Source organism: Paraburkholderia sp. NMBU_R16 (assembly GCF_013282575.1).
Taxonomy (GTDB): Bacteria; Pseudomonadota; Gammaproteobacteria; order Burkholderiales; family Burkholderiaceae; genus Trinickia.
The window spans coordinates 1-23,653 of record NZ_JAAAYE010000023.1 but is presented as its reverse complement, the minus strand read 5'-3'; the positions used below and the strand labels follow the sequence as shown (position 1 = coordinate 23,653).

Annotated in this window: 17 protein-coding genes and 1 pseudogene; 6 read left to right on the top strand and 12 right to left on the bottom strand. The window is 61.2% G+C overall.

Annotation, left to right across the window (positions count from 1 at the left end; genetic code table 11):
* Positions 1-53 precede the first annotated feature (53 nt).
* The 11 genes from GWC77_RS13850 to GWC77_RS13800 form a co-directional block, all read right to left on the bottom strand.
* Positions 54-968, bottom strand: a complete 915-nt coding sequence (locus tag GWC77_RS13850) for a LysR substrate-binding domain-containing protein (protein WP_173257628.1) — start codon at positions 966-968, stop codon at positions 54-56.
* 103 nt (positions 969-1,071) lie between these two features.
* Positions 1,072-2,082, bottom strand: a complete 1,011-nt coding sequence (locus GWC77_RS13845; protein WP_217283276.1) for a hypothetical protein — start codon at positions 2,080-2,082, stop codon at positions 1,072-1,074.
* A gap of 58 nt (positions 2,083-2,140) precedes the next feature.
* A complete protein-coding gene (locus GWC77_RS13840) occupies positions 2,141-3,373 on the bottom strand; it encodes a S53 family peptidase (RefSeq protein WP_254366956.1) in 1,233 nt (410 codons plus the stop codon).
* Positions 3,374-3,459: 86 nt separating this feature from the next.
* Complete coding sequence (locus GWC77_RS13835; RefSeq protein ID WP_173257624.1) at positions 3,460-5,598, bottom strand: hypothetical protein; 2,139 nt, start codon at positions 5,596-5,598, stop codon at positions 3,460-3,462.
* A gap of 81 nt (positions 5,599-5,679) precedes the next feature.
* Positions 5,680-6,459 (bottom strand): hypothetical protein, encoded by a 780-nt coding sequence (locus GWC77_RS13830; RefSeq protein ID WP_173257622.1) that lies wholly within the window; start codon positions 6,457-6,459, stop codon positions 5,680-5,682.
* 8 nt (positions 6,460-6,467) lie between these two features.
* Positions 6,468-7,430, bottom strand: a complete 963-nt coding sequence (locus GWC77_RS13825; RefSeq protein ID WP_173257620.1) for a YaiO family outer membrane beta-barrel protein — start codon at positions 7,428-7,430, stop codon at positions 6,468-6,470.
* Positions 7,421-8,230 (bottom strand): polymer-forming cytoskeletal protein, encoded by an 810-nt coding sequence (locus GWC77_RS13820; protein WP_173257619.1) that lies wholly within the window; start codon positions 8,228-8,230, stop codon positions 7,421-7,423. The genes GWC77_RS13825 and GWC77_RS13820 overlap by 10 nt, the downstream gene beginning before the upstream one ends.
* Before the next feature lie 3 nt (positions 8,231-8,233).
* Positions 8,234-9,886, bottom strand: coding sequence for a glycosyltransferase (locus tag GWC77_RS13815; protein ID WP_254366955.1), 1,653 nt, complete (start codon positions 9,884-9,886; stop codon positions 8,234-8,236).
* Between the two features lie 29 nt (positions 9,887-9,915).
* Positions 9,916-11,130 carry a non-hydrolyzing UDP-N-acetylglucosamine 2-epimerase gene (gene wecB, locus GWC77_RS13810; protein WP_173257617.1) on the bottom strand — a complete coding sequence of 405 codons (1,215 nt, stop codon included), beginning with the start codon at positions 11,128-11,130 and terminating at the stop codon, positions 9,916-9,918.
* A gap of 573 nt (positions 11,131-11,703) precedes the next feature.
* Positions 11,704-13,515, bottom strand: a complete 1,812-nt coding sequence (locus GWC77_RS13805; protein ID WP_173257615.1) for a chloride channel protein — start codon at positions 13,513-13,515, stop codon at positions 11,704-11,706.
* 96 nt (positions 13,516-13,611) lie between these two features.
* Positions 13,612-14,508, bottom strand: a complete 897-nt coding sequence (locus GWC77_RS13800; protein WP_173257613.1) for a LysR family transcriptional regulator — start codon at positions 14,506-14,508, stop codon at positions 13,612-13,614.
* A gap of 149 nt (positions 14,509-14,657) precedes the next feature.
* Here GWC77_RS13800 and GWC77_RS13795 point away from each other — a divergent pair, with 149 nt between their 5' ends.
* Both GWC77_RS13795 and GWC77_RS13790 read left to right on the top strand, forming a co-directional pair.
* Positions 14,658-16,109, top strand: coding sequence for a M20 family metallopeptidase (locus GWC77_RS13795; protein ID WP_173257611.1), 1,452 nt, complete (start codon positions 14,658-14,660; stop codon positions 16,107-16,109).
* Complete coding sequence (locus tag GWC77_RS13790) at positions 16,106-17,416, top strand: MFS transporter (RefSeq protein ID WP_173257609.1); 1,311 nt, start codon at positions 16,106-16,108, stop codon at positions 17,414-17,416. Before GWC77_RS13795 ends, GWC77_RS13790 begins: the two co-directional genes overlap by 4 nt.
* A gap of 469 nt (positions 17,417-17,885) precedes the next feature.
* Here the strand turns inward: GWC77_RS13790 and GWC77_RS13785 are convergent, their stop codons facing one another.
* On the bottom strand, positions 17,886-18,611 hold the full coding sequence (locus GWC77_RS13785; protein ID WP_173257607.1) for an ABC transporter substrate-binding protein: 726 nt from the start codon (positions 18,609-18,611) through the stop codon (positions 17,886-17,888).
* Positions 18,612-18,749: 138 nt separating this feature from the next.
* On the opposite strand from GWC77_RS13785, the gene GWC77_RS13780 reads away from it, so the two are divergent.
* The 4 genes and pseudogenes from GWC77_RS13780 to GWC77_RS13765 form a co-directional block, all read left to right on the top strand.
* Complete coding sequence (locus GWC77_RS13780; protein WP_173257605.1) at positions 18,750-20,555, top strand: methyl-accepting chemotaxis protein; 1,806 nt, start codon at positions 18,750-18,752, stop codon at positions 20,553-20,555.
* Positions 20,556-21,287: 732 nt separating this feature from the next.
* The gene (locus tag GWC77_RS13775; protein ID WP_254366954.1) at positions 21,288-22,025 is read left to right on the top strand and encodes a hypothetical protein; all 738 of its coding nucleotides are present in this window, start codon (positions 21,288-21,290) and stop codon (positions 22,023-22,025) included.
* 298 nt (positions 22,026-22,323) lie between these two features.
* The gene (locus tag GWC77_RS13770) at positions 22,324-23,181 is read left to right on the top strand and encodes an MBL fold metallo-hydrolase (RefSeq protein ID WP_173257603.1); all 858 of its coding nucleotides are present in this window, start codon (positions 22,324-22,326) and stop codon (positions 23,179-23,181) included.
* A gap of 158 nt (positions 23,182-23,339) precedes the next feature.
* Positions 23,340-23,528: pseudogene (locus GWC77_RS13765) on the top strand (sugar O-acetyltransferase); the annotation flags it as partial.
* Between the last annotated feature and the right edge of the window lie 125 nt (positions 23,529-23,653).

The following is a 23,653-nucleotide window of genomic DNA, read 5'->3' as shown; positions in this document are numbered from 1 at the left end:
GCGATGCGGCTCCGACATGCGCCTATGCGGAATTCGCATAAGCCGGGAAAGCCCTATCCGAGGGCAGCGGCTCCAGCACGCAGATGGTGCCAAAGCGTATCGAGAAACTCGCTTCGGTTCGACGAGTCCCGGTAGACGCGCAATTCGATCTGCAGATGCCAGGCGGTGCCTCCGGCCGGCACGAGGTCCCCGGCCGCGAGCTCAGTGGTAATGGCGCTCTTGGGCAGCCAGGCCACGCCTTCGCCTTCGACGACGAGTTTCTTGAGTACTTCGGCCATGTCGGACTCGTAATGCAGCTGCAGCGCCGGTGCGTCCGGCGCCCTCGCGAGCAGGACCGCCAGGCAACGCCCGAAGTAGCTCGTATTCGTGTACGAAATGAGGGGAAGCGGCTGTTTTTTCGTGCCGGGCAGCCGAAAAAGCGGTGCAAGGCGCGCGTTCGGTCGGCTGATCGGCATCAGCGTATCGATCCCGACGGTCACGTGCTCGTACCGTGCGGGATCGAGGTGCAGCGGCAGCTCCGGATGATGATAGGCGAACATGAGTTCGCAATTGCCGTTGACGAGCATCAGTATCGAATCATGGACATTCGTGGGAATGACGCGTGCCCGCACATCGCCGAGGCGGGCGGACAGCGCCTTGAGCCAAGCCGGCAGAAAGTTGAGCGCGATCGTATGGCCGGCCGCGATTTGCAGGCTTTTACCCGCGATGCGCTGTTCGGTGCGGATGATCGCCCGCGTATCGAACAGCTTGGCGAGAATGTCGTCGGCCACTTCGCGAAACAGCTGCCCGGCCGGTGTCAGGACAGGCGGAAAGCTGCTGCGATCGATCAGCTCCGCGCCCACCCATTGTTCGAGAGACTGGATGCGGCGGCTGAAACCCGACTGCGTCACATTGCGGAACTCGGCCGCCCGCGAGAAGCTTTGATATTGCGCGAGGGCGATGAAGTCCTCGATCCACTTGATTTCCATGGCTGCGTGTCGGCGCGGGAGGGGCGGGAGGGCCGCTTGGTGCGAAGGTTCTCATTATGCACAGGTTCCCCCCCAGTCAACGGTGGCCACGGGCGGTGACGCATCACGCGCTGAACGGCATGCAGCACTGAGCCGGCGCGAGCGGGTCGCTCAACTGGGCTTCGAACGAAGTGAAGAGCGCCTCTTCGAGTACGTTCCAGTGCGCTCCGTGCCGAAATGGCGCGGAGTGCGCATGCCAGCAGGAAACGGCGGCCTTATCGCCGAATTTCTGTGAAGCCAGCGCGACCAAGCCCCACGGATAGTCATGTGCCGGCAAGTCGAGCCATGCCTGGCAATTTTGCTTCATCCAGGTTGAATAGAACGCGGCGCTGGTGTGTCCGGGGACGCCGATATCGGAGAGGATCGGAAATATCTGCGCGACAGCCGTTGGATAAAAAGATTGGTCGGCCAGATGCTGCGTGCTGGGCTCGTACTTCCCCGAAGACCAGAAGACCTTGACGATGGCGCTCGATAGCCGGTCCGCCTGGCTTCGCCACTTGCCTGCCCCGCGGGCATCCCCGATGCGCGCGCGATAGGCGCTCAATGTCCGCATCGCGTCGTGGACTTCGACGTTATCCATCAGCAACGCGACGTGCAGGGTCGTCGATATTTGATAAACGCCTGTCTTCGGATCGTACAGGCGTGCCAAATAAGTGGCCGACTTGTCCAGGCTCGACTGCCAATTGGGCGGCATTTTTGGAGATGGCGAATAGCGGGCCAGCAGTTCGATCCATAGCGCGAGTGCCGAATCGTCGGCATCGGCATGCGCGCATGACGCGATGTTTCCGTTGCGCTCGCAAAAGCGGTCGAACGTTCCATCGGCGTTTTGCCGTGGCATCAACCATTCGATCCATTTGAGCGCGGCGCTTCGCACATCGGCGTGCGCGGCGTCGGCACTGATCAGTGCCTTGGCTGCGAAATACGGATCCACGACATCGCCATGCAGTAACACGGTGATAGCACCGTCGGGCCGCTGGTAGCCGAGCAGGAAGGGCTCGGCCGCGGGCGCCGGCGCGCTGAGCAGGCACGAGGACACGATAGAGGCTAGGCCAGTCCGCGCGAGTCGGAGCCACATCCGCCCGTTCGAGCAGTCTGAGGCGCGTGCCGCCAGCGGCGGCGGAAGGTCAAAGTATTTATGGCGCATTGATCAAGGTCCCGACGAGGTTGTTGGCAATGGGGCTGCCAAGTCCGGTGACGTAGTCGTATCCCGGCACAGCAGTGCATAACGCTCCGCACGAACCGTTGGTACCCGAGAGGATGTCGTGGTAATTCGTTGCGGATGCGGTAGCCCCAGCGCCGTACACCATTCCATTGATGGTGCTCACGGCGTTCAGGGTCGTTTTTCCATTGGCGACGCGTACCGCGTTCGCGATCGCGAGCAGGCCTGACCATTGCGGCGCCCCGGCGCTCGTGCCGCCAACGACGAACCAACCGGTTTGCCCTTGATAGCCGTAGGCGTCGTACACTGCGAAGCCCGATGCCGGGTCCGCGCTATATGCGACATCCGGCACGCCTCGCGCACCGATCGAATCGCCTGGAATGCCGTAGCTCGACTGATAAGCGGGTTCTGCCTCATAGGCGCTTTGTCCTCCGCCGCTTCCGGACCACGCTTTTTCTCCGAGGTAGTTTCCGCTGGCGTCGGCGCTGATCGAGGTTCCCCCTACGGCGAGCACGTAGGGCGATGCAGCGGGGTAATCGACCGTGGCGCCTCCGTCGCCCGATGCGGCGACGAACGAGACACCGTTGGCATTGATGAACTGCCCGTCATACTGCGTTTCGGACAGAAACTCGGGCCCGCCCCAACTCATCGCCACGATGTTGGCGCCCGCACCGCTCGGCTTCGGTGCTACCGCCATCGCGACGGCACTCATGAGGTCCTGGAAGCTGTTGGATGCCGCTTCGATCAGCACGATCTTCGCTTGTGGGGCGATTGCGTGCGCCCATTCGACATCGAGGGAGCTTTCGAGCGCCCAGCCCGGATCCGCTCGAAGACGGTGCCCGCTGACGCCGCTGTATAGCTTGGAGAAACAGCCGTTCCCGGTCGTGCATGCCGGCAAACCGAACGTGTTGTCGAACACCTTCAGGCTCGACTCGGCGTCGGGATTGTCATATGCGTCGACGATCGCGATCACCTGGCCGCTGCCTTGGCCGACTTGGGGTAGTTGGTCGATGCCGTAGAAGTGGCGAATCTGCTGCGGCGATAGACCCTTCGGCCCTTGCGTCGTATTGCCGTGCACATGAAACGGCGGCCGGGCGTAGCCGACGGGCGGACGAGCAGATTGTTGCGCGAGCACCGGTTGAGAGCCGAAGAAGACGGCCGCACAACCGATCAAAATCGACGAAACGCGCCGGAACGAGCTTTGCATGGGGCAGCCTCCGAAGATTGCCGACACGAGGTGGCGCGCTCCCGCCATATAACAGCGGGAGCATGCCAGTGAGTGAACGTACGCGCTCAGGGAGCCTTGGCGCTCGTAAAGGTCAATGACGTTCCGGCTCCGGCGATCACGAGCCAGTTCGTCGCATCGGTGGCCACGACGGTTGCGGAACCGCTCGTGACGATGGGCAGCAGGTAGGCGGACTTCGGCAGAAGCCACGTCATGTCCTGAAGTCCAGCTGGATTGGAAGCATTGAACGACCAAGCGACTCCGTTGTCGGTTGCCGCCCAGGTCGTCTGCAGGCGGCGCTTGCCGAACTGCGCGAGATCGTCGAACTTGTACCACTTGAATTGGCCCGCGGCGGCAAGCTGATTGGCGTACGTGAATATGCTCGCAAGCGTGTTCGTATAGAAGATTGCGCCCTGCGGATGCATGTACACCATTCTCGTCGTGCGGTTCGTCACGTTGAAGTTCATCAGCGAGAGGTACCAGTTGGTGACATCGGTAGTCGGTACGTTGTACTGCTGGAACTCGTCGAACGTCGCGTACACGCCAAACGGCGAGACGGGAATTGCCCAGATATTGGGCGTCAGCAACGCACCGTTACGATAGGCGCGCGTCGGTCCCATCCCCGTATGCCCCGTGAAGTAGTAGCTCGAGTAGCCGTTGTTTTGCAGCCAGGCGATGGCCCACGTCGGCGCGTTGCCCTCCGGCGCGGCCCACTCGATGTCGGGCGTGCCGTCCACCTTTTGCATGGCGGAGTGATTGAGCACGAGGTATTGCTCGAATGTGCTCTCGTTGGTCTCGCTGGCGTTGAAGCCCCAGTAATCGTGCATCCACCCGCCTTGGCTGCCGACGTTGTGCCCCAGCTTGATCAGGTAGTGCATCAGGTTTTGTGCCGACGAGTTATTGAGAATATTGATTCCCAACCCGTCGCCGAAGGCCGCGCTATCCGGGCCGGCCGTGACCGAAATGGTAAATGGGCCGTTCTTCCATACGTTGTAGTTTTTCAGTTGCTGCGCAGGCTGAATGGCATCCTTCTCGCAGAAGTGCCAGTCGATGATCATGCCGCCCAGGCCTTTCGGCTGCAGCGACAGCATGGGCATGTGCAGGAGGTCGACAGCGAAGTAATTCAACATGCCGTGCAGCGGCATCCCGTCCGTCTGTCCCTCCAGATAGGAGAGCGGCATGTTGACGAAAAGCACCCCGCCGTTGCCATATTGTTGATAACCTGCCACGAGCCCGAAATTCGGCGAAGTCAACAGCGTCGTGCCGTTGTAGGTCCCTTGCGTGACGAAGCTCGGGTAGGTCAGGAACCCATAGACGTAGCCGGAGATCCCTTCGAGCACGTCTGCCGTCGCGGCGGTACTCGCCAACGGCGCTGCAACGTTGAGCGTCGTCGTAGTCGTAGTCGTCGTCGATGTAGCCGAATAGGTGCCGTGCTTGACCGACGGACCGGTTTTCACTGCGCCGAGATTCAAGCTCGTCGCGCTCAGCGTTCCGGTCGAAGTCGTCCGGTAGTTGAAATAGGCCTGGTGGTTATACCCTGTCAGCCCGCCGGGGTTCGTTGGGCTCGGCTGGAGGTACAACGGTTGTGTGGATGTCTGCAAAGACGGCGTGCTGCTCGTCGAGGTCGAAGTCGCTGTCATCGTCGTCGCGGCTGCTGTGGTGCCGGTGCCGTTCCAGGTCATGGATTTCCCCGGCGGGACCAGCAGCGTACGCAACGTGCTGCCCATCCCCGTCACGGGTCCGAGGCCGATCATGTTGCCGAGAAGCGAGTCGTAGAGCACGTAATTGACGCCTGCCATGTCGCTGAATCTCGACTGCGGTATCGGGTAAAAGCCGGCCGCGTTCAGGACGCCGAAGTCATAGACCAGCATGACCTTGCCGCCGTTGAGCGCATAGTTGTGAATCGCGCTGACGAGCGTGTCGTCGGCAGTGGTATGGATCTGATCGGGCAAGATCAGTCCTTTGTACTGCTGAGGCAACGATGCGACGGTCTGCTCGAATGCAGTGTCGTTGATCAGCGTGATTTGCACGCCGTCTTCGGATGCCGCATCGAGCCATGCGGATACTCGAGGATCGGGCAGCGCGAAGTTGTCAGGCAATAGCAGCAGCAACTGATTCGTTGCAGCGTTGGCGGGGCCGGCCGAAACCAGCAAGCAGAGCGCGAGCGCGTACAGCAGGCGCCGGATGAAGACCGATATGCTGAACATGAACATCTCCTTGACTAGTTCGACCAATTGCCATCCCGCACTGACGTGCTGAGTGTGCGGCCGGGGAATACTTGCGGCGATTCACCTTCGAAACCCTGCGCGCCCACCAACTTGCCGATTCACGCCGGGCCAGCTCGCGCAGTAGCTGTACAGGCCCAGCAGGAGGCCGAGCAGCAGCGGCGCCCCCAGAACAAAAAAACAAAGCGGAACAAAAAGCAAAGACCCGTAGAAAACGATGGAGGCGTGAAGCGCAAAGAAAAAAGGTGCGATCGCAACGAAGTAGCTGACTATCAAAAGCGTGGCGAGCGCCTTTTGCGTCAACGTGAAATTCAGCGTGTAGTACGTCAATGACATCGTAATCGGGAGGATCTTTATTCCGATCATTTGCGTCAGGACCATCTCGCGCATATGTTCTTGCGCGGAGTACGGAAAGCCGTTCGACGATGGCAGGAAGTAGATGCAAACGGCGAACTGGACTGCCGCGAGTGCACGTACGAGGTAAGCGATGGGAAGCCATCGTTCCTTGTGCACGAAAGTCGCCCCGAACGCACCCATGCAGGCGAGCGCCGTGACCAGCAAGAGCACTTTCCCGGGGTATCGACCGGCCCATTGCAGCACGACCGCGGGCGAGGCAAGCCAGGCACCCTTGTCGCGAATGTCGTCGATCCTCATCGGTACGTTGACCCAGCGGCTTGCATACGCGAAGGCGGTGGACCAATACTGCAGGACCGACGGCCACGTGTAAGCCAGCACCCCATACGACGCGGGCAACAGCAACAGCGACGACATCAACCAATGCCGCGGCGACGCCAGGGCGCTCACGGAACGATCGTATTCGCTGCTGCCTTCCAATGACTTCATGGCTGCTCTCACCAGGAATGGAACAGGCTGATTTCAAAACCGCGCCGGCTGTAGTACGGGTTGTGATAAGCGTTGAACTCGAGTTGCGCCCCCCACGTCTTGGTGATCCAGTAGCGCCATTGCACGTCGATTTCGTTACTGCGGAAGTCCACGATCTGGTTGGCCGCGCCAATGGCTTGATAGGCCTCACGCCCGAACGAGCCGCGGATACCGAGAACGCTTTTGCCGATCGTGCCGTACGAAACCGCGGCGTAGTAGGCGGGTGCCTTGACGGAGCCAGGCGCATCGACGTTGTAGTTCATGCCGATCTCGCCGATCAGCTTCGGCGTTGCATACCAGATGACGCCGGCGTGATAGAGCTGATCTCGATGCCCGCTGCGATTCCAGGCGTAACCCGCACCCAGCGATAGCACCAGGTTGCGTTGCGGCAGTACCTTCCTGTTCAGCGACAGGTCCACGCGCTCGCTCGGCAAGATCGTGCCCGACGTCGTGCCGGAAAAGCCGATTGCGCCAAACCAGTCCGCATCGAAATCGCGCACGTAATTGACGGCGCCGAATGTCGTACTTTGGCCGAAGCGGCGCAACTGGGACAGCTCGCCGGTGACTGTCTGGTTGCCGAATTGATGCAGGCCGCGCAAGCGGACGCCATACCAATCCCCGTAATTGTTGGTGACGTACGCCCTCGAGTAGCCGAGGTCCAATTCCGACCGGCTCGCGCTCGGCGGCGCGACGTGCTCGGTGACGGCCTTGGATAGTTCTCCCTCGCTCGGCCGGTTCGGCACGTCTGCGAGCAACGGCGCAGATGTGCCATTGCTCGCAGCGGAAGCGGCCTTGTCGTTGGCCAACGCATCCGCGGCCTGCTGCTCGAGAGACTGCGCACATGTCATCGATGACGCCGTGAGGAAAAACACAGCGGCGACTGTGTCCCGCACGCGCCCCGACCCGGTCGATTTCGTTTTTGTTAGTTGCATTCCCGCCCCCCGCCGCCTGAAACATCGAACGCCGTGCTCGCTATACTCGCTTCGTCGAACCGGCCGGCCCGTTCTGCAATCAATTGGCCGAAAACACAGACTCCGCCTCGAATGCCGATTTCGGAGGCGCATACGCTGACGGCATTGTCGGCGCGACCGATCCAGGCGCGATCGATCCATAGCGGACCGTCGACACTGAGCACACCGTCCACTACGCAATCGCGGCGCAGCCGCGCTTCGCGCCGGGCAAACACGGCGCCGCGCACCATGGCGCCGGCGCCTACTTCGATGCTGCCTGCCTTGATGCTGCCTCGAACGAGGCTCGACTCGCCAATATGGAGCGACCCGTTGACGACCAGATCGGCCTCCACGAGCGCGTGGGCGGGCAGTCGCAGATTGCCGAAAACCAAATAGCGCGACATTCCGGCGCGGTGCCGAATCCCAGCCAGCAGGCGGGTCATCGAGACCGCATCGAGTTGGTCTGCGCGATGCTCGGCTGGCGGATCGCGGGGTATACCGAAGACGATCGGCATCCCGTGCAGATGCCGAAAACGGCAGGCGCTGCGCACTCGCATCGTCGATGTCGCGACGACGCCTATTAAATCCTCGCGATCGGAATCGATGTGCGGTACGTACACCCTGCCTTCGGTGCACGATGTCAACCGCGATGCATCGATCGGCAAATCCTCGTCGATCGCCAACGGCGCGACGTCGCGCGACGCGCACAACTCCACGATGAGCGGAATGAACGGCAAAACGAACAAGCCGACGAGAACCAGTACAAACAGAAGCGCGTTCACCGCTCACCTCGCTTTTGAAGGTTTGCGGAAGCGCTCGGTCTTGTCCCATCGCAGTTCGCGCTTGAGCAGCGCGTCGAGCACGAGCCCCGACAGCGCCGAGAGCACACATGCGATGGTCACGCCGAATCCGATTACATTGAGCGGCATCAACCTGAGCCGCGTCGAATGACCGTCAAGACGTGTCGCCACGACAATTTCGAAAAAAACGCCGAAGTTTCCGAACGTATTGAACGTGAACAGCGCGAGTAGCCACGCCAGCGACGACGCGAACGACATTTGTTCGGCGCCGAACAGATAGAGGAAGATTGCATCGACCCAACCGACAAGCAGCATGGCGGGCATCGCGTACACGCCCAGCAGTAGCGCACCATCGATTCGGCGCACCAGAGGCACTGTGTGATTGAGAAGCAAAGGAGCGAGGCAGCGAAACATCGTCTGGTTGTGCCCCTTGGCCCAACGCTTCAATTGGCGGGCGCGCACATCCCATCGCTCCGGCACTTCCTCGTAGCACTCGGCATGATTCAAATAGACCGTCTGCCATCCGGCCAGCAATAGCCGGTACGTCATGTCAGTGTCTTCCGCTAGCGTGTCGTCGCGCCATCCCCCCACCTCTTCGAGGGCGCTTTTGCGCAGTCCGCCGACCGTCCCACCATATTGCGGGACCAGCCCGAGATTCATTCTCGCTTGCTGATTGACCTGATAGCCTCCGGCCCGCTCGAGATCGAGCAGCCGCGTCAGCAGATTTTGATTCGCGTTGTGAGGGACGACACGGCCCATGACCGCGCCCACCTCCGGGTCGAAAAACGGAGCGACCAGTTCCTTCAAAAGCCCTGGTCTTGGCAGATAGTCGGCATCGAATACGATCAGGATGTCGCCGTTCATGAAACGGAGCGCATCTTTCAGTGCGGCGGCCTTGCCCCCTTTTCCGTCGACGCGGTGAAACGGTTGAATCATGTCCGGAGCCCGCGCCTGTACTTCGTCTATCAACGCGCGCGTGTTGTCGGTGGAGCGGTCGTTGACCGGAACGATCGTCAACCGGTCGCGCGGATAGGTTGTCTTGAGCAGCGCTTCGAGGCAATCGACAATGACGGATTCCTCGTTGTGCGCGGCCACGAAGACGGTCAGCGCCGGCCAGGGCCCGTTGACGATCGAACGGTAAATGGCGCTTTGCCGCGTGAACAGCCGGTTCAGGCTGAATACGTAGTGACGCACGGTATAGACGATCAACAACATCACCACCAGCACCAGAATGGCGTCCGCCGATACGACCCATATGCCGCGGACGCCATTTCCGGATTCGCGCGGCGGTGAAGTCGAGAAAGGTGGCGTGGTCGGAGACAGTCGCAGCTGACCTTCGTCCACGGTCGATATGTCGTTCGCCGCGATCTCCACCATGGCACTCCGATCGGCGCTGGCCGATAAGCGCGGGTGCTCGGCGGTTTGCGCCGTGGCCGATTGAAGTCGATGCTGAGCGACAGACTGAGCGACAGGCTCCGAATGCGCGTCGGGCTGAAGCGCGAGCGATAAGGCCGACGCCAGCGCCACGTTCATCGACAGACGACACACCGCCTCGATGCCCCGAATGCTGTTCCCCCGGCGCTTGCCGTACCACCAGGCGCCCCGGCGAAGCTTCGACGACCCATCGCTCTCGATCATGACAGTCTCGCTCGCATTGAGCGCCGCGATCAGGCGGAGCGCAGAGCGTGCAGTCCCAAGGCAATAGGGTTGACGGGCGGGCTCAGCGAGCTCATGACGTTCTGTGCCGCCGAGGGCCTGGCCGGCAAGGTGAGCAACGCGTCGACGATTCTTTCGCTCGCATGGCCGTCTCCATAGGGGTTGGTCGCATGCGCCATCGCATCGTATTGGATGCGATCGTCGAGCAGGCTGCTGACCTCGGCGACGACGCGCTCCGTCTGCGTGCCGACGAGCCGCGCCGTGCCAGCCTCGACGGCCTCCGGGCGCTCGGTCGTTTCGCGCGTGACGAGTACCGGCTTGCCGAGCGCTGGGGCTTCTTCCTGGATGCCGCCGGAATCCGTGATGATGAGGTGGGCGCGCGACATCAGAAAGACGAATGGCAAGTAGTCCTGCGGCTCGATCAGGAACACGTTCGAGACGCCGTGCAGTATGGCGTGCACCGGTTCCTGCACCTTCGGGTTCAAATGAACGGGATAGACCAGTTGAACGTCGTCGTACTTGAGCGCGATCTGGCGCAGTGCCTCACAAAATTGCTTGAAGGGTTCGCCGAAGCTTTCGCGCCGATGTCCTGTCACTAGAATCAGGCGGCGGGCGGGATCGAGAAACGGATAGCGCGAAGCCACGCGTTCGACGAGCTCGCGGTCATGCTCGAGCTTGTCCGTGATCTGCAGCAGCGCGTCGATCACGGTATTGCCCGTCATCACGACATGCGATGCCGGCGCGCCTTCACTGAACAAGTTGTGTTTCGCGTGCTCCGTCGGGGCGAACAGCCATGACGCCACGGCGTCGGTCACGCGCCGATTCAGTTCCTCGGGCCACGGCGACCAGATGTTGCCCGTGCGCAAGCCCGCCTCCACGTGACCGACGGGAATATAGCGATAAAACGCGGCCAAGCTCGCGGCGAGCGTCGTCGTCGTATCGCCATGAACGAGCACGACGTCGGGCTTCCAGTGGTCATAAATGGCGCCGATCGACTGCAGGATGTCGGAAGTGAGGGTGCCAAGCGTTTGACCGTCGCGCATCAGATTCAGGTCGAAGTCCGGCACGATCTCGAACAACTGCAGTACCTGATCCAACATTTGCCGGTGCTGAGCCGTTACGCACACTTTTGCTTCGACGCCGCACTGAGCCGCCAAAACTCGCACGAGCGGCGCCATTTTGATTGCTTCCGGGCGTGTGCCGAACACCGTCAATACCTTGTTCATTTCCGTCCTCGTTTGGCGTATTACGGCTGGTGAGAGCGACGATTTGCGTGGCGATCAGCACATGCACGCCGACATATATCGACCGCTGCGAACTGGGTATCGTGTCTCTCGGCTCAAGCAGCAAAGCGGAAGACGCGAAATGCCGAGAAAAAGAAAGCCGCGAAATTTAAGCGGCCATGGATGCCCGCGCGACCGACGGTATCGATAACGCATATCTCTCTCCTTCCCCGTGAGACCTGGGTCAGAACGGTGGCGGGCTTGGGTTGGCCGGCGAATGCAATACGGCGGCATCGAGACGCAATCGCCGATTCGTAGGTTTTAAGCGAAATTGGTTATTTAAACTGAATCGGATCGAAGGCGGATCGTTGTTAGGCAGGAGTCTACGTTAGCTGGAATCGAACCTTATGTAAGATAGCCAACACTTGAGCGAGGAAAAATGATGCATCGCATAGTGCGAATAAAGCAGATTAATAAGGCGGCTGGTTCATTGTCATATATGAAGAATTGATATTTATCGGATTTTTAATTCGCAATTGCTGTTTAAGCTGATCTTTGCCCGCCGCCGGGAGATATTCAGCGGCTCGTATCGGCGTGTTCGCGCGGTGCTTCCTGCCGCCTGTTGGTCGGCGCGAAGAGGGTGCTTCGCGGAATCCAGACGCGGCGGAATTGCTCGACTTCGCGTTCCTCGGAGAACACGGTCGATGAAGGCTTGACCAGATCGTGCCGCGATACGATGCCGACGAGACGAAGCGATCTTTCGTCTTCGACCACCGGCACGCGTGCAAGGCCCGTAATCGCAAGGCGAGCCGCCACGTTCCTGCAGGTCTCGCCCGGCAGCGCGATCTCGGGCCGTTCATGCGCGAAGAAGCTGCCGATCGGCTTGTCCGATTGACCCGGTGCGATTCGATCGAGCAGCACGCGATCGACCATGCCCACGAGCGTCCCCGAGGCGACCACGGGGTACGCGCGATACTTCTGAGTCGGCCCGAAGTAGCGATGCAGGACATCGGCCAATGTTGTGCTCGCATCGATCGTTTCGACGGCGCGGGTCATGACTTCTTCGACGTAATGTCGTTCGAGCGGATCGATGCTGTATTCGCGATAGATGTGGTACCCGCGGCGGGCGATCTTCTCCGTCAAGATCGAGCGGCGCATGAGCAGGACGGTAAAGCCGTAGGCCACCGCGGCGGCGGCGAGCAACGGCAGCAGCGCGTTTGCATCGCCCGTGAGCTCGAACGCGAAGATGGCTGCCATCACGGGTGCGCGCATCATGCCGCCGAGCGCCGCGGCCATGAAGATGAGCGGCCAGACAGCGGGGTCGCCGCCGGGCATATACGGGCCGACTATCGCGCCGACGCCCGCGCCCATCATCAGCAACGGTGCGAGGACGCCGCCCGATGTGCCCGAAGCGAGCGCAATGACCCAGATGATGGCTTTGACGAGGACGATGGCGATCACGACGTGGATGGCCAGATGATTTTGCAGCAGGTCGCCGATGACGTCGTATCCGACACCAAGTGTGCGCGGCTGAAAATAGCCACCGATGCCGACCGCGACCGCACCCAGTGCGGGCCACCACATCCAATGGATGGGAAGCTTGCCGAACATATCCTCGACTTTATAGAGCCAGGTCGACAACCCCCACGACAATGCGCCGGCGATAAGTCCCGCGACGGCGGACGAGAGCAGGCCGATCGGGCCGAGCGGTAACGTCTGGAGCGGAAACAACGGGCCGGTGCCCAGCAGAAGCGGCCGCGTGAAGCCGGCCACGGCACATGCGATGGCGACCGGCAAGAGGCTGCGAGGGCGCAATTCGAACAGTAGCAGTTCGATGGCGAGCAGCACCGCGGCGACCGGTGTGCCGAATACGGCCGTCATGCCGGCCACCGCACCCGCCACGAGCAGCGCCTTGCGTTCGGCGCTCGACAGATGGAAGTATTGCGCCACCAGCGAGCCGATCGCGCCGCCGGTCATGATGATCGGGCCTTCGGCGCCGAATGGGCCGCCGCTGCCGATCGCGATAGCCGAAGCAAGCGGCTTCAGAACGGCCACTTTCGGAGACATCTTGCTCTTGCCGAACAGGATCGCCTCGATGGCTTCGGGGATGCCGTGCCCACGAATCTGCTCGGACCCGAACCGGGCGATGAGGCCGACCAGCAGCCCGCCGACGACCGGTGCCGCAATGACGAACAGCCCCAGCGTATTGCCGGCAGGAGACAGATTCGCCGTCGAAATCGTCTGGAAAAAGAAGAGATTCGAAAAGAAGCGGATCAGATGCAGCAAAAAGTCGGCGGCGAGCGTGCTCAGCACGCCGCCAACGGCGGCAATCGCGCTGATGCGCAGCAGTCGTACATCGGTTGCGAAATCGCCTTTGTGCTCGCTCATGGTTCCTTTGCCTGTACCGCGGATCGGTCGCGTAAAGGGCGTATTTATATCATAACGTGATGCAATATGCCGCACATGGAGACGGCTGGTCGTCAATCAGCCCTCCGCGACCATTTCAACGATCGTTGCCAGCAGCCCCTTCACGACGGCGGGCAGGCGCCTTTCGCGCATCGTCGTCACTTGCAGCATGCGCTGGTTCAATACCGGTTCGTCGATCGGCCGCGAAACGAGCGAAGCTCTGCTCCTCACGCCTTTGAGCGCGATGGCGCTCCCCAGCGTGACCGCACCGGCAAGGACCGCGAACATATGCAAAGCCGCCGAGTTATTGCTGCTCAGCACCGGTTCGATCCGAATGCCGCGCATGGAACACGCCAGGTCGAACAGCTGCCGCACGGTGGTTCCGCGTTCGAGCAGTGCGACGGGGTATCCCTGAAGTTCGGCGAGCGTCAGCGATGAATGCGCTGCAAGCGGGTGGCGCGGCTCGAGCAGCGCGCACACGGGCACCTGCGCCGAATAGACGATGTTCAGCGCCGACGTGCTACCGCTCGAAAATGCAATGCCGATATCGGCCTCGCCGACCGCGACCCAATGCTCCACTTGTGCCGGTGTTCCCGAGCGTAGCGCATACCGTGCATTCGGCGCCGCCTCGCGATGATGCGCGAGCGCGGCGGGCAGCAGCGAACGCGTGAAGCCTTCCGTGCACGCGATCCGCACGAGTTTGCCGCCGCGCGCCTCGCCCGCCGAAATCTCGCCGAGCACCGCATCGGCTTCCAGTAACGTTCTGCGCGCGTGCTCAGCCAGCAACTCGCCGGCTTCCGTCAGCACCATGCCGCGCGGCATGCGTTCGAAGAGCGGGGCACCCACATCGTGTTCGAGCTTGCTGATCTGCCGGCTGATCGCGGACACCGCCACATGCAGATTGTCCGACGCGGCCGCGAGCGAGCCCGTACGGGCTACCTCGACGAAGTAGCGAAGCGCGATTCCGTGCAGCATGGCTCGGGGTCCCCGTTGCGTTGCCTTTTCGGCAACTGTAGTCGACAAATTTGAGATTGTTGCGAATTTTTGGCGTTTTTAATCTTTCGCTATTGAGTCCGAATCCCGGAATCCCTTTTCCCATCCCGCTGATTGGCCACGGAGGCCGTTTGACTACAAGCCACATTCCACGGAACGTTCGTCGGGAGGCGATCGACCAGGCGTTCGCGGTCTACGATTCGGGCCAGTTGCTCGAAGATCTTGCGCGCCGTGTCGGATTTCGGACCGAGAGCCAGAACCCGGCGAGAGCGGATGAATTGCGCGCCTATCTGACCGACGAGATGACGCCCACGCTCGAGCGTCTCGGCTTTAACTGCCGAGTGGCCGAAAACCCTGTAGCCGCAAACGCGCCGTTTCTGATTGCCGAACGCATCGAGGACCCGGCGCTGCCGACTGTGCTGTTATACGGCCACGGCGATGTCGTGCGCGGTTACGACGAGCAATGGCGCGCGGGCCTGGCCCCATGGCAAGTGACCGTGGAGGGCGACCGATGGTACGGCCGTGGCACGGCGGACAACAAGGGCCAGCACACGATCAACTTTGCGGCACTGGACGTGGTGCTCGCTGCGCGCGACGGCAAGCTCGGCTACAACGTGAAGGTCATCTTCGAAACAGGCGAGGAGATCGGCTCGCCGGGTCTCGGGGAATTCTGCGCCCAAGAGCGTGCCGCGCTCGCGGCCGACGTGTTCATCGCATCGGATGGCCCGCGCGTGAGCGCTGAGCGCCCGACCGTGTTTCTCGGTTCGCGCGGCGACATCAACTTCGATCTGACGGTCGACTTGCGCGAAGGCGCACACCACTCGGGCAACTGGGGCGGTGTACTGCGCAATCCCGCCATCGTGCTTGCGCATGCGATTGCGAGCCTCGTCGACAAGCGTGGCGCGATCGTCGTCGAGGGGCTGCGCCCGCCGCCCGTGTCCGATGCCGTGCGCCGCGCGCTCACCGACATCGAGCTCGGCGGCGATGACGATGGCCCGCGGATCGATCCGGACTGGGGCGAACCGGGGCTGACGCCGACCGAGCGCGTCATTGCGTGGAATGCGCTCGAGGTCCTCGCTTTCAAGGCCGGCAATCCGGACGCGCCCGTCAATGCCATCCCGCCCGTTGCTCGCGCGACCTGTCAATTGCGCTATGTGGTCGGCACCGACAGTGCCAATGCGGCCCGCTATCTCGAGGCCCATTTCGCGCGCCATGGTTTTTCGGAGGTCGAGGTATCGGTGGAGCGGATTGCGGCCGCGACCCGGCTCGATCCGGACGATCCGTGGGTCGATTGGGTCCTTTCGTCGATGCGGGTCACGGCCGGCAAGAAACCCGCGCTACTGCCGAACCTTGGCGGCACCGTGCCGAACGACGTGTTCGCCGACACGCTCGGCTTGCCGACGCTCTGGATACCGCATTCGTATCCCGCGTGCGCACAGCATGCGCCGAACGAGCATCTGCTCGGCTCGGTCGCGCGCGAAGCGCTGGGCGTGATGGCGGGCGTCTGGTGGGATCTCGGCGACGATGCAAGGCGCATCGTCGAGCTTCGTGCATCGTCGGTCAACCATCGAGTGTCGGCATGAGTCACCTTCCCGTTTCTTCTCCGGCCTTGCGCAAGCCATTGACCCTGACGCAAATCGTCGTTGCGACGTCGGCCGGCAATGCGCTCGAATGGTTCGATATCGCAATCTATGCGTTCTTTGCCATCTATATCGGCAAGAACTTTTTCCCGACGACGAATGAAACGGCCTCGATGTTGTTGACGTTCGGTTCGTTCGGCGCGTCTTATCTCGTGCGCCCGCTCGGTGGCGTCGTGTTGGGCGCTTATGCCGACAAGCGTGGCCGCAAAGCGGCACTGATGGCCTCAGTGGGCCTGATGATGGTGGGGACCGCCATCGTCGCGCTGATTCCCGGTTACGATCGGATCGGTCTGGCCGCGCCTCTCGGTGTATTCGCGGCGAGACTCATCCAGGGGTTTTCGGCAGGCGGCGAGTTTGGCGCATCGACGGCGATGCTCGTAGAGCATGCGCCGCACCGGCGTGGCTTTCTTGCAAGCTGGCAATTCGCCACGCAGGGTCTCGCGACGCTGCTCGCCGCCACGTTCGGTTTTGCGCTCGCCCGGCTGCTGCCGCATGCCGAGCTCGAATCATGGGGTTGGCGGGTTCCGTTTTTCTTCGGGCTTCTCATCGGGCCGCTCGGGCTTTATCTGCGCCGCTTCCTCGAAGACGCGCCCGCTTTTACCGAGGCCGCACGCACGCAAACACCCGTGCGCGATGTGATCATGCGGCAAAAGGGGATGGTGCTGGTCGCTGCCGGCGCGCTGGCCGTCTCGACTTCGGTCAACTATCTGCTGCAATACCTGCCGACGTTTGCGATCCGCCAACTGCACATGCCTGCATCGACGGGTTTCGCCGCGACGATGATGGGCGGGATCATTCTGACCTGCGTTACGCCGCTGGCAGGGCATGTGTCGGACCGGATCGGCAGGCTCAAGCAGATGGTGACGGTAGGGATCGTGCTCGTCGTAACGGTTTATCCCGCATTCTCGTATGCGGTCGAGCATGGTTCCGCGGTCGCGCTGTTTGGGCTCGTCATCTGGCTCGCACTGTTGAAGTCGATCTATTTCGGCGCGCTGCCGGCTTTGATGTCGGAGATCTTTCCGGCGGCGACGCGCTCGACGGGCATGTCGATCGGCTACAACATCGGTGTGACCGTGTTCGGTGGCTTCACGCCTGCGATCGTCACGTGGCTCGTCAGTGTGACGGCGAACCGCAGTGCGCCGGGCTTCTATCTGATGGCGACCGCGATGATCAGTCTTGCCGCGCTTGCATCGGTGAGCCGCGCAAAGCCGACGCGTGTGGATAGCCGGCTGGTAGCGAAGCGGGGCTGAGGTTTTCGTACGAGGTCGACGCGGCGCGTCACCTGGCAAACTACGCTGGCAACGACGCGACTTCGCTCGCGAGCGGTGCTGTAGCGATTGGCCCGGTATTCTCTGGCGACGATTTTATAGAGCGAGGCCGCGACATGGTACCTGTTTCGACATCTGTGGCGCTGCGTTACGATGAACCTGTGTGCCAGGACGCAGAACGTGCCCGCGCGGCCGGTTTTGGATCGCTAGTGGGCGTTACGTGGGGGCAATTGGACGAGAGCTTGAGAGGATTACGAGAGCATGCCGGGACGAGGCCGCATAAGGCCGTTCCAAAGCTGCCGCGCGAGGTCGATCAGCAGCTATTGGACGCGCGAGCCATCGCGCGTGGCGCTCATCCGGCGGACATTATCGGCGACGAAGGGATAGACGACAGCGCGCGAATTGAAAGTCTTTATGAGGTGGGACGCTTATACGGCCGGTGTTGATGGGCTTAAGCCGCTGGAGCAACTGACGCGCCGACAATGCCATGCCTTCGAAGTGCGTCGGCCACGAACCCCGACGCTTTCATTTCCTTGACGAATTCGCCGAGCGCGAGCGCCGCGGCTTCGCCACGGCTCTTCGGCACGCCCATTGCCTGCTGAATGACCATGAACCGTTCGCCGAGCAGCCGAAGTCCCGCGATTTGCCTGGCGTCGGCTTCCAACTGCTGCTTGACGCCGGCGGCGACTTCGAGGCCTTGCTCGAGGAACGTTGGTACGACGGCCGGCGACGTCGGCGCGCGAACGATTTGCGCCGCTTTCAACTCGCGCGTCAAAAACAAGTCATAAGCGCTACCTTTGCCGACGACCACGCGATTGTTCGGCTGGTCCACCTCGTCATTGGTTTGGATCGGCGAATCGCTGCGTACGAGGTAAAAGCCTTCGATCAATACATAAGGCGCCGTGAACGCGATTTTCTCGCCGCGTAATGGATCGACCGCGAAAAAACCGAAATCCGCGCGCTCCTCACCGACTGCCTGAACCGATTTGCCTGCCGAGTCGAATACGACGAGTTCGAGCTCGATCCCCAGCCTATCTGCGAATGCACGCGCGAGATCGATCGATACGCCGAATGGCTCGCCGGTTTCCGGGTCGGCGTTGGCCAGAATCGGATTGCCGAGATTGATCGATGCGCGCAGCTTGCCTGTTGGCGCGAGAGCGTCGACGTCGATTTTCATGAATGCTCCTGCTCGAATGGGCGCGTTCGGCCGCGCGATGCTCAAGTCTAGCGCGTTGCGGCCGTTAAACGGGGGAGGTAACAACTGTCGCAAGCTTCGTCCACTCCCTAAAGCGACGCCAGGAGAAACAACAAGATCATGCTCGCATCGATTCGTGCCCGAATTCTGGCGGCTTGCGTCGCCATTGTCGTCGTAGCGCTGGCCGTGACCGGCGGCGTAGCCTATGTCGTCGTCAAGCAGCACAATGACGCGGCGATCGACCAGAACCTCAAGTCCATCCTGTCCGGGCATGCGCTCGCGATCGACGAATGGATCGCCGGTCGCGCCAAGCAGACCCAAGCCCTTGCCGATACGATGACGATCGGCGAAGGCGATCCGCTGCCCGCGCTGAAGCTGCTCGCCAAATCGGGCGGCTTCGAGGTCATGACGCTCGGGCTGCCGGACAAGACGGCATTCTCGAACGTGCCGCTCAAGCCCGGCTACGATCCGACCGCGCGTCCGTGGTACAAGCAGGCGATCGCCGAGGGACACCTGGTCGTGACGGCGCTCTACAAAGACGCATCGAACGGCAAGCCCGCGTTTGCATTTGCGGTACCCATCGTCCGTGACGGAAACGTGAAAGGCGTGATGGCGGCCAGCCTCTATATGGAGAGCGTGAGCAGCATCGTGACATCGGTGCATCCCACTCCCTCCAGCTTTGCCTTTCTCGTCGACAAGACCGGTCAAGTGATCGCATCGGCCAAGACCGATCTGATCATGAAGCCCGCTACAGGCTTGTCGCCGAGCCTGACGCCCGAGGCGCTCAAAGCGCTCGAATCGGCTTCCGCGCCGGTTGCGGTGGATATCGGCGGCGCAACGGAGCTGCTGCGGGCGCAGCCGATCGCCGGCACCGATTGGTCTCTCGTGCTTGCGCTCGACAAGTCGGATGTCACGGCCGGCATGCATGCGGTGGCAACGACCACGCTCATTGCGATCATCGTCGTTGCCGCTATCGCAGCGGCGCTGGTCGGTATGCTGACGAACGCCGCGTTCAAGCGCGTGCTGCTCGTGCGCGATGCGCTCACCGATGTTGCCAGTGGCAGCGGTGATCTGACGATGCGATTGCCGACGGCGGGCAACGATGAAGCGGCGCAAATCGCACATGCGTTCAATCTCTTTGCCGAGAAAATCAGCACGATCCTGCTCCAGATTCGCGAGAGTAGCCAATCGGTCAATGTCGCGAGCGCGGAAATCGCGCAGGGCAACCAGGATTTGTCGAGCCGCACGGAGCTCGCCGCTTCGAGCTTGCAGGAAACCGCGGCCGCGCTCGAAGAAATCGCGGGCACCGCGCGCAACTCGGCCGATGCGGTCACACAAGTGAGCCAGCTTGCGGCTTCGGCCTCGGGCGTGGCCACGCGCGGCGGTGAAGTCGTCGGGGAGGTCGTCTCGACGATGGACGAAATCACCAAAGCCTCGGACAAGATGGCCGACATCATCGGCGTCATCGACGGCATCGCGTTCCAGACCAACATCCTTGCGCTCAACGCGGCGGTCGAGGCTGCGCGGGCCAGCGAGCACGGGCGAGGCTTCGCCGTCGTTGCCGCAGAGGTGCGTGCACTCGCGCAACGCAGCGCGCAGGCCGCCAAGGAGATCAAGGAGCTGATTCACTCGTCCGTCGAGAAGATCGAGACCGGGTCGCAACTCGTACAGACGGCCGGTGCGACGATGAACGAAATTGTGGAGAGCGTGCGCGGTATTACCGGCGTCATCGACGAGATCACCGTTGCCACGACCGAACAGAGCACAGGGCTCAGTCAGGTCAATCAGGCGCTTTCGCAGCTCGATCATTCGACGCAGCAAAATGCGGCACTCGTCGAAGAGTCTGCCGCGGCGGCGGAGCAGTTGCGCGAGCAGGCGGCCAAGCTTGCACAGGCAGTGGGGGAGTTTAAGTTGGCGCGGGGGTGAACGAGGGATGGCGCAAATTGGGCATCCCGAGTGTCGAGATTTCAAAAGATTCCATGAAAGCGGACTATTGGGATCGACGGCTCGCCGAGGTAGAGGTAGCAAGGCTATTGACGCCGCGCTTCTCGACTTGCCGTACGAGCGTCCGTTTGGAACGTGGCGGTCGGAGATTCGACGTTGTCGAACAGTCGTTGGGCGATGGGGCGACTGCTGCAGCTCACAATGGGCCGCAGTCGGCCCACAACCGGACGGTCGACACCGGCAGGTAGATCGTTAACAATCGCGGCTACAGATTCGCTCCGGCCATCTACAGATGAAAGTATCGCGAGATTTCGGAATCGTTGTCCGACGAGCCGCACTCACGGCCAAGAATGTCGATCTCTCGGCGGTTATGGTCGAATTCAATTTTCGGACATACTTTGACGAATCAAACAATCTGATTTCGATTGGCCCGTTTTTCGGCGGAGATGCGGCAGACGCGTGCTCGAGATCTTTGGAAGAGCTCGGGCTCGCGCACATCGACGATTTCTTCATATTCGAAGCATTCGTGCCTGACTGGTGTTCGGTCGAAGTATTCTGAAACACAGTCGCCGACGAAGTTCTTCTGAACGGCCGATAGCAGCCCGTCTATCGCGCATCTCCAGAACAGCCATTCACGAGGATTTTGACCGTCAGAGCATTGCTATACTGGTGGTGAATATTCCACACGACTGAAAGGCGCGCTCAATAGAAATCATGAAAAACCTTGCCCAAGATTTACTCGCACATACTGCGGTTTTGCTGGGTTCCACAATGATTTCGTGCGCCGCGACCGCCGCGGATGCACAACGCGAACCGACGGCCGTCCTCAACTCGCTGGCGGACCGCATTTACGTTGTGGGGGAGACGACCGGCAAAGTCGACGATATGGTCGTAGCCGAAGCAAACGCGGCCAAGGAAATCCGCGAGTACATAGCGGGAGGCTCGACCGAAGGACTTATCGCAAGAGGAAGAGGCGAGCAATCCCCTCTCGTGGCCGCCGCCTACATGGGCTACCCAAACGTTGTAGCCGCGCTGCTCACCTCCAGTCTCGTAAGGGCTCATATCGACGACGCCGATGAAATGGGTGTGACACCGTGGATCGCCGCGAATTTGTCTATGAGGCAGAGTTTGTGGGCATGCAATCCTGCAGTAGTCGACAATCCGTTCAAGTTAGTGCCGATGTTAGTTACACAGCCTTACTACACATCTAATCCCACCCCGCCGTATAAGAAAACGCGTGAGCTTCTGGAAGAAGCAGGAGCATCGTCCGACATAGCTAAGGCAAAGGAGGTATGGCTCGCGAACTGCAAGAACGAAACAGAAGAGACAAGAGCCAAGGTGGAAGCCAGCACTGATATGCAACAGGCTGTTCAAGAGCTTGGAGCGGCCGGTTTGACCTCCCTGATGATCAAGCCTCGAAAGAAGGCCGCAGAAGCGGAGGACAAGCAGTGAGCGGTCCCGCCGGGCACTATTTGATGGGGATGAACTATCCACTGCGTATATACACCTGCAGGACCCGTTATTCATCCGCACACCGGGCGGCATGGCGCCGACGCCGCAAGCCGATGCGCTCATTGGTCCGGGGCGGCCCGGCGGACTAGATTCAGTGCAATGACGGCCAGTCAAGAGGTGAAGTGCCACGAAGCTCCAGCCTCCGCCTTCCCCGCGCTGCTCCGGTCATGTCTGGACGGTTGAAAGGTCTATCATGGGAACTGTGAGGTCGCCATGCGTTGTCAGCACCGAGCATCGAATGAAGCCGCCACGTAATACCGACTCTGTGCCAGGGGACTGGTACATCGACACAGCGTGCATCAATTGCGGTGCATCGCGTCACGTCGCGCCCGGGCTAATTGCTGAACGAAACGATAAAAGCGTCTTCGTTCGACAGCCCGTCACGTCGGATGACCAGCTTGCCGCTTGGCGTGCGGTGTTTGTATGTCCTACGGCATCGGTACGCAGCGAAACGAAGCAGCCTCGCCCGAACGTCGCGATCTTTCCGCAGCAGATCATATCGGGTGTATGGCGCTGCGGATTCAACGCTCGGTCTTCGTTTGGCGCACATTCTTATTTTGTCGCGCGCCCGGACGGCAATCTGCTAATCGACTCGCCGCGGTATGCGGCCGAACTGGTGAATTGGTTTGATGCTTCGGGTGGCATTGCGCACATCCTCCTGTCGCATCGTGATGACGTCGCAGACGCAGACAAATACGCGCGCCGTTTCGGAGCGCGTGTCTGGATCCACCGCCATGACAGCTCGGCTGCGCCCTATGCCACGGATCTGCTCGACGACGGATCGGCACTGAGTATCGCGGCCGGCGTGCGCGCAATTTCGACGCCCGGCCACACTCGGGGTAGCGTTGTATACCTGCTCGAGGATCGCGTGCTCTTCTCGGGTGATTCACTTGCCTGGAGCCCACGCGAGCAAGACCTCGTCGCGTTCAGGGACGCGTGCTGGTACTCATGGACCGAGCTCGCCGAATCGCTCGGCAAGCTGGCCGCGTATCGTTTCGAATGGCTGCTTCCCGGTCACGGCTGGCTGGCGCACGTGCCGGCCAAGGAAATGAGTGCTCGCTTGCTCGCGTTGGTTGCACGCATGCGCAATGGTTGAAAGCGCCGGAACAGATCCTTCCGCATGAGGCGATTCGAATCCGTCAGCTTCTAGCCCTGCAATGAGGTGGCAAGACTCGGCCAGCTACGGTCAATCGACAAGGAGGCGCGGATCATCGACAATCGAACGGACCGTTTGGCTATCGAAGGAAAGAACGAATGGCGAATGATGACCGCACCATAATAATTCGCAGGAGAACGCCGGAATCAGCGGCCATGTCAGCAAACATCAAACGAGCGATGGCGATCACCGCCGCTCTCAATCGGTTGACATTCCATGATGCGGATGCAGTCCGTGCCTTGTTCAGCGATCTCATCGGCAAGAAGGTGGACGACAGCTTTTTACTGGCTCTTTTGAAAATGCAGTGGGTAACGCGGCTCACGAGGCATGCGGGTTGAAGCTGGAGAAATCTAGCTTGCCGGCGATGAGGAACAGCACGGTTCGCATTGTTTCGAAGCGCGTGTAGCCGCGC

Coding starts and splice junctions, on each gene's coding strand:
- GWC77_RS13850 (WP_173257628.1), bottom strand. CDS start 968: ATGGAAATCAAGTGGATCGAGGACTTCATCGCCCTCGCGCAATATCAA.
- GWC77_RS13845 (WP_217283276.1), bottom strand. CDS start 2,082: ATGTGGCTCCGACTCGCGCGGACTGGCCTAGCCTCTATCGTGTCCTCG.
- GWC77_RS13840 (WP_254366956.1), bottom strand. CDS start 3,373: ATGCAAAGCTCGTTCCGGCGCGTTTCGTCGATTTTGATCGGTTGTGCG.
- GWC77_RS13835 (WP_173257624.1), bottom strand. CDS start 5,598: ATGTTCAGCATATCGGTCTTCATCCGGCGCCTGCTGTACGCGCTCGCG.
- GWC77_RS13830 (WP_173257622.1), bottom strand. CDS start 6,459: ATGAAGTCATTGGAAGGCAGCAGCGAATACGATCGTTCCGTGAGCGCC.
- GWC77_RS13825 (WP_173257620.1), bottom strand. CDS start 7,430: ATGCAACTAACAAAAACGAAATCGACCGGGTCGGGGCGCGTGCGGGAC.
- GWC77_RS13815 (WP_254366955.1), bottom strand. CDS start 9,886: ATGATCGAGAGCGATGGGTCGTCGAAGCTTCGCCGGGGCGCCTGGTGG.
- wecB (WP_173257617.1), bottom strand. CDS start 11,130: ATGAACAAGGTATTGACGGTGTTCGGCACACGCCCGGAAGCAATCAAA.
- GWC77_RS13805 (WP_173257615.1), bottom strand. CDS start 13,515: ATGAGCGAGCACAAAGGCGATTTCGCAACCGATGTACGACTGCTGCGC.
- GWC77_RS13800 (WP_173257613.1), bottom strand. CDS start 14,508: ATGCTGCACGGAATCGCGCTTCGCTACTTCGTCGAGGTAGCCCGTACG.
- GWC77_RS13790 (WP_173257609.1), top strand. CDS start 16,106: ATGAGTCACCTTCCCGTTTCTTCTCCGGCCTTGCGCAAGCCATTGACC.
- GWC77_RS13785 (WP_173257607.1), bottom strand. CDS start 18,611: ATGAAAATCGACGTCGACGCTCTCGCGCCAACAGGCAAGCTGCGCGCA.
- GWC77_RS13780 (WP_173257605.1), top strand. CDS start 18,750: ATGCTCGCATCGATTCGTGCCCGAATTCTGGCGGCTTGCGTCGCCATT.
- GWC77_RS13775 (WP_254366954.1), top strand. CDS start 21,288: ATGAAAAACCTTGCCCAAGATTTACTCGCACATACTGCGGTTTTGCTG.
- GWC77_RS13770 (WP_173257603.1), top strand. CDS start 22,324: ATGAAGCCGCCACGTAATACCGACTCTGTGCCAGGGGACTGGTACATC.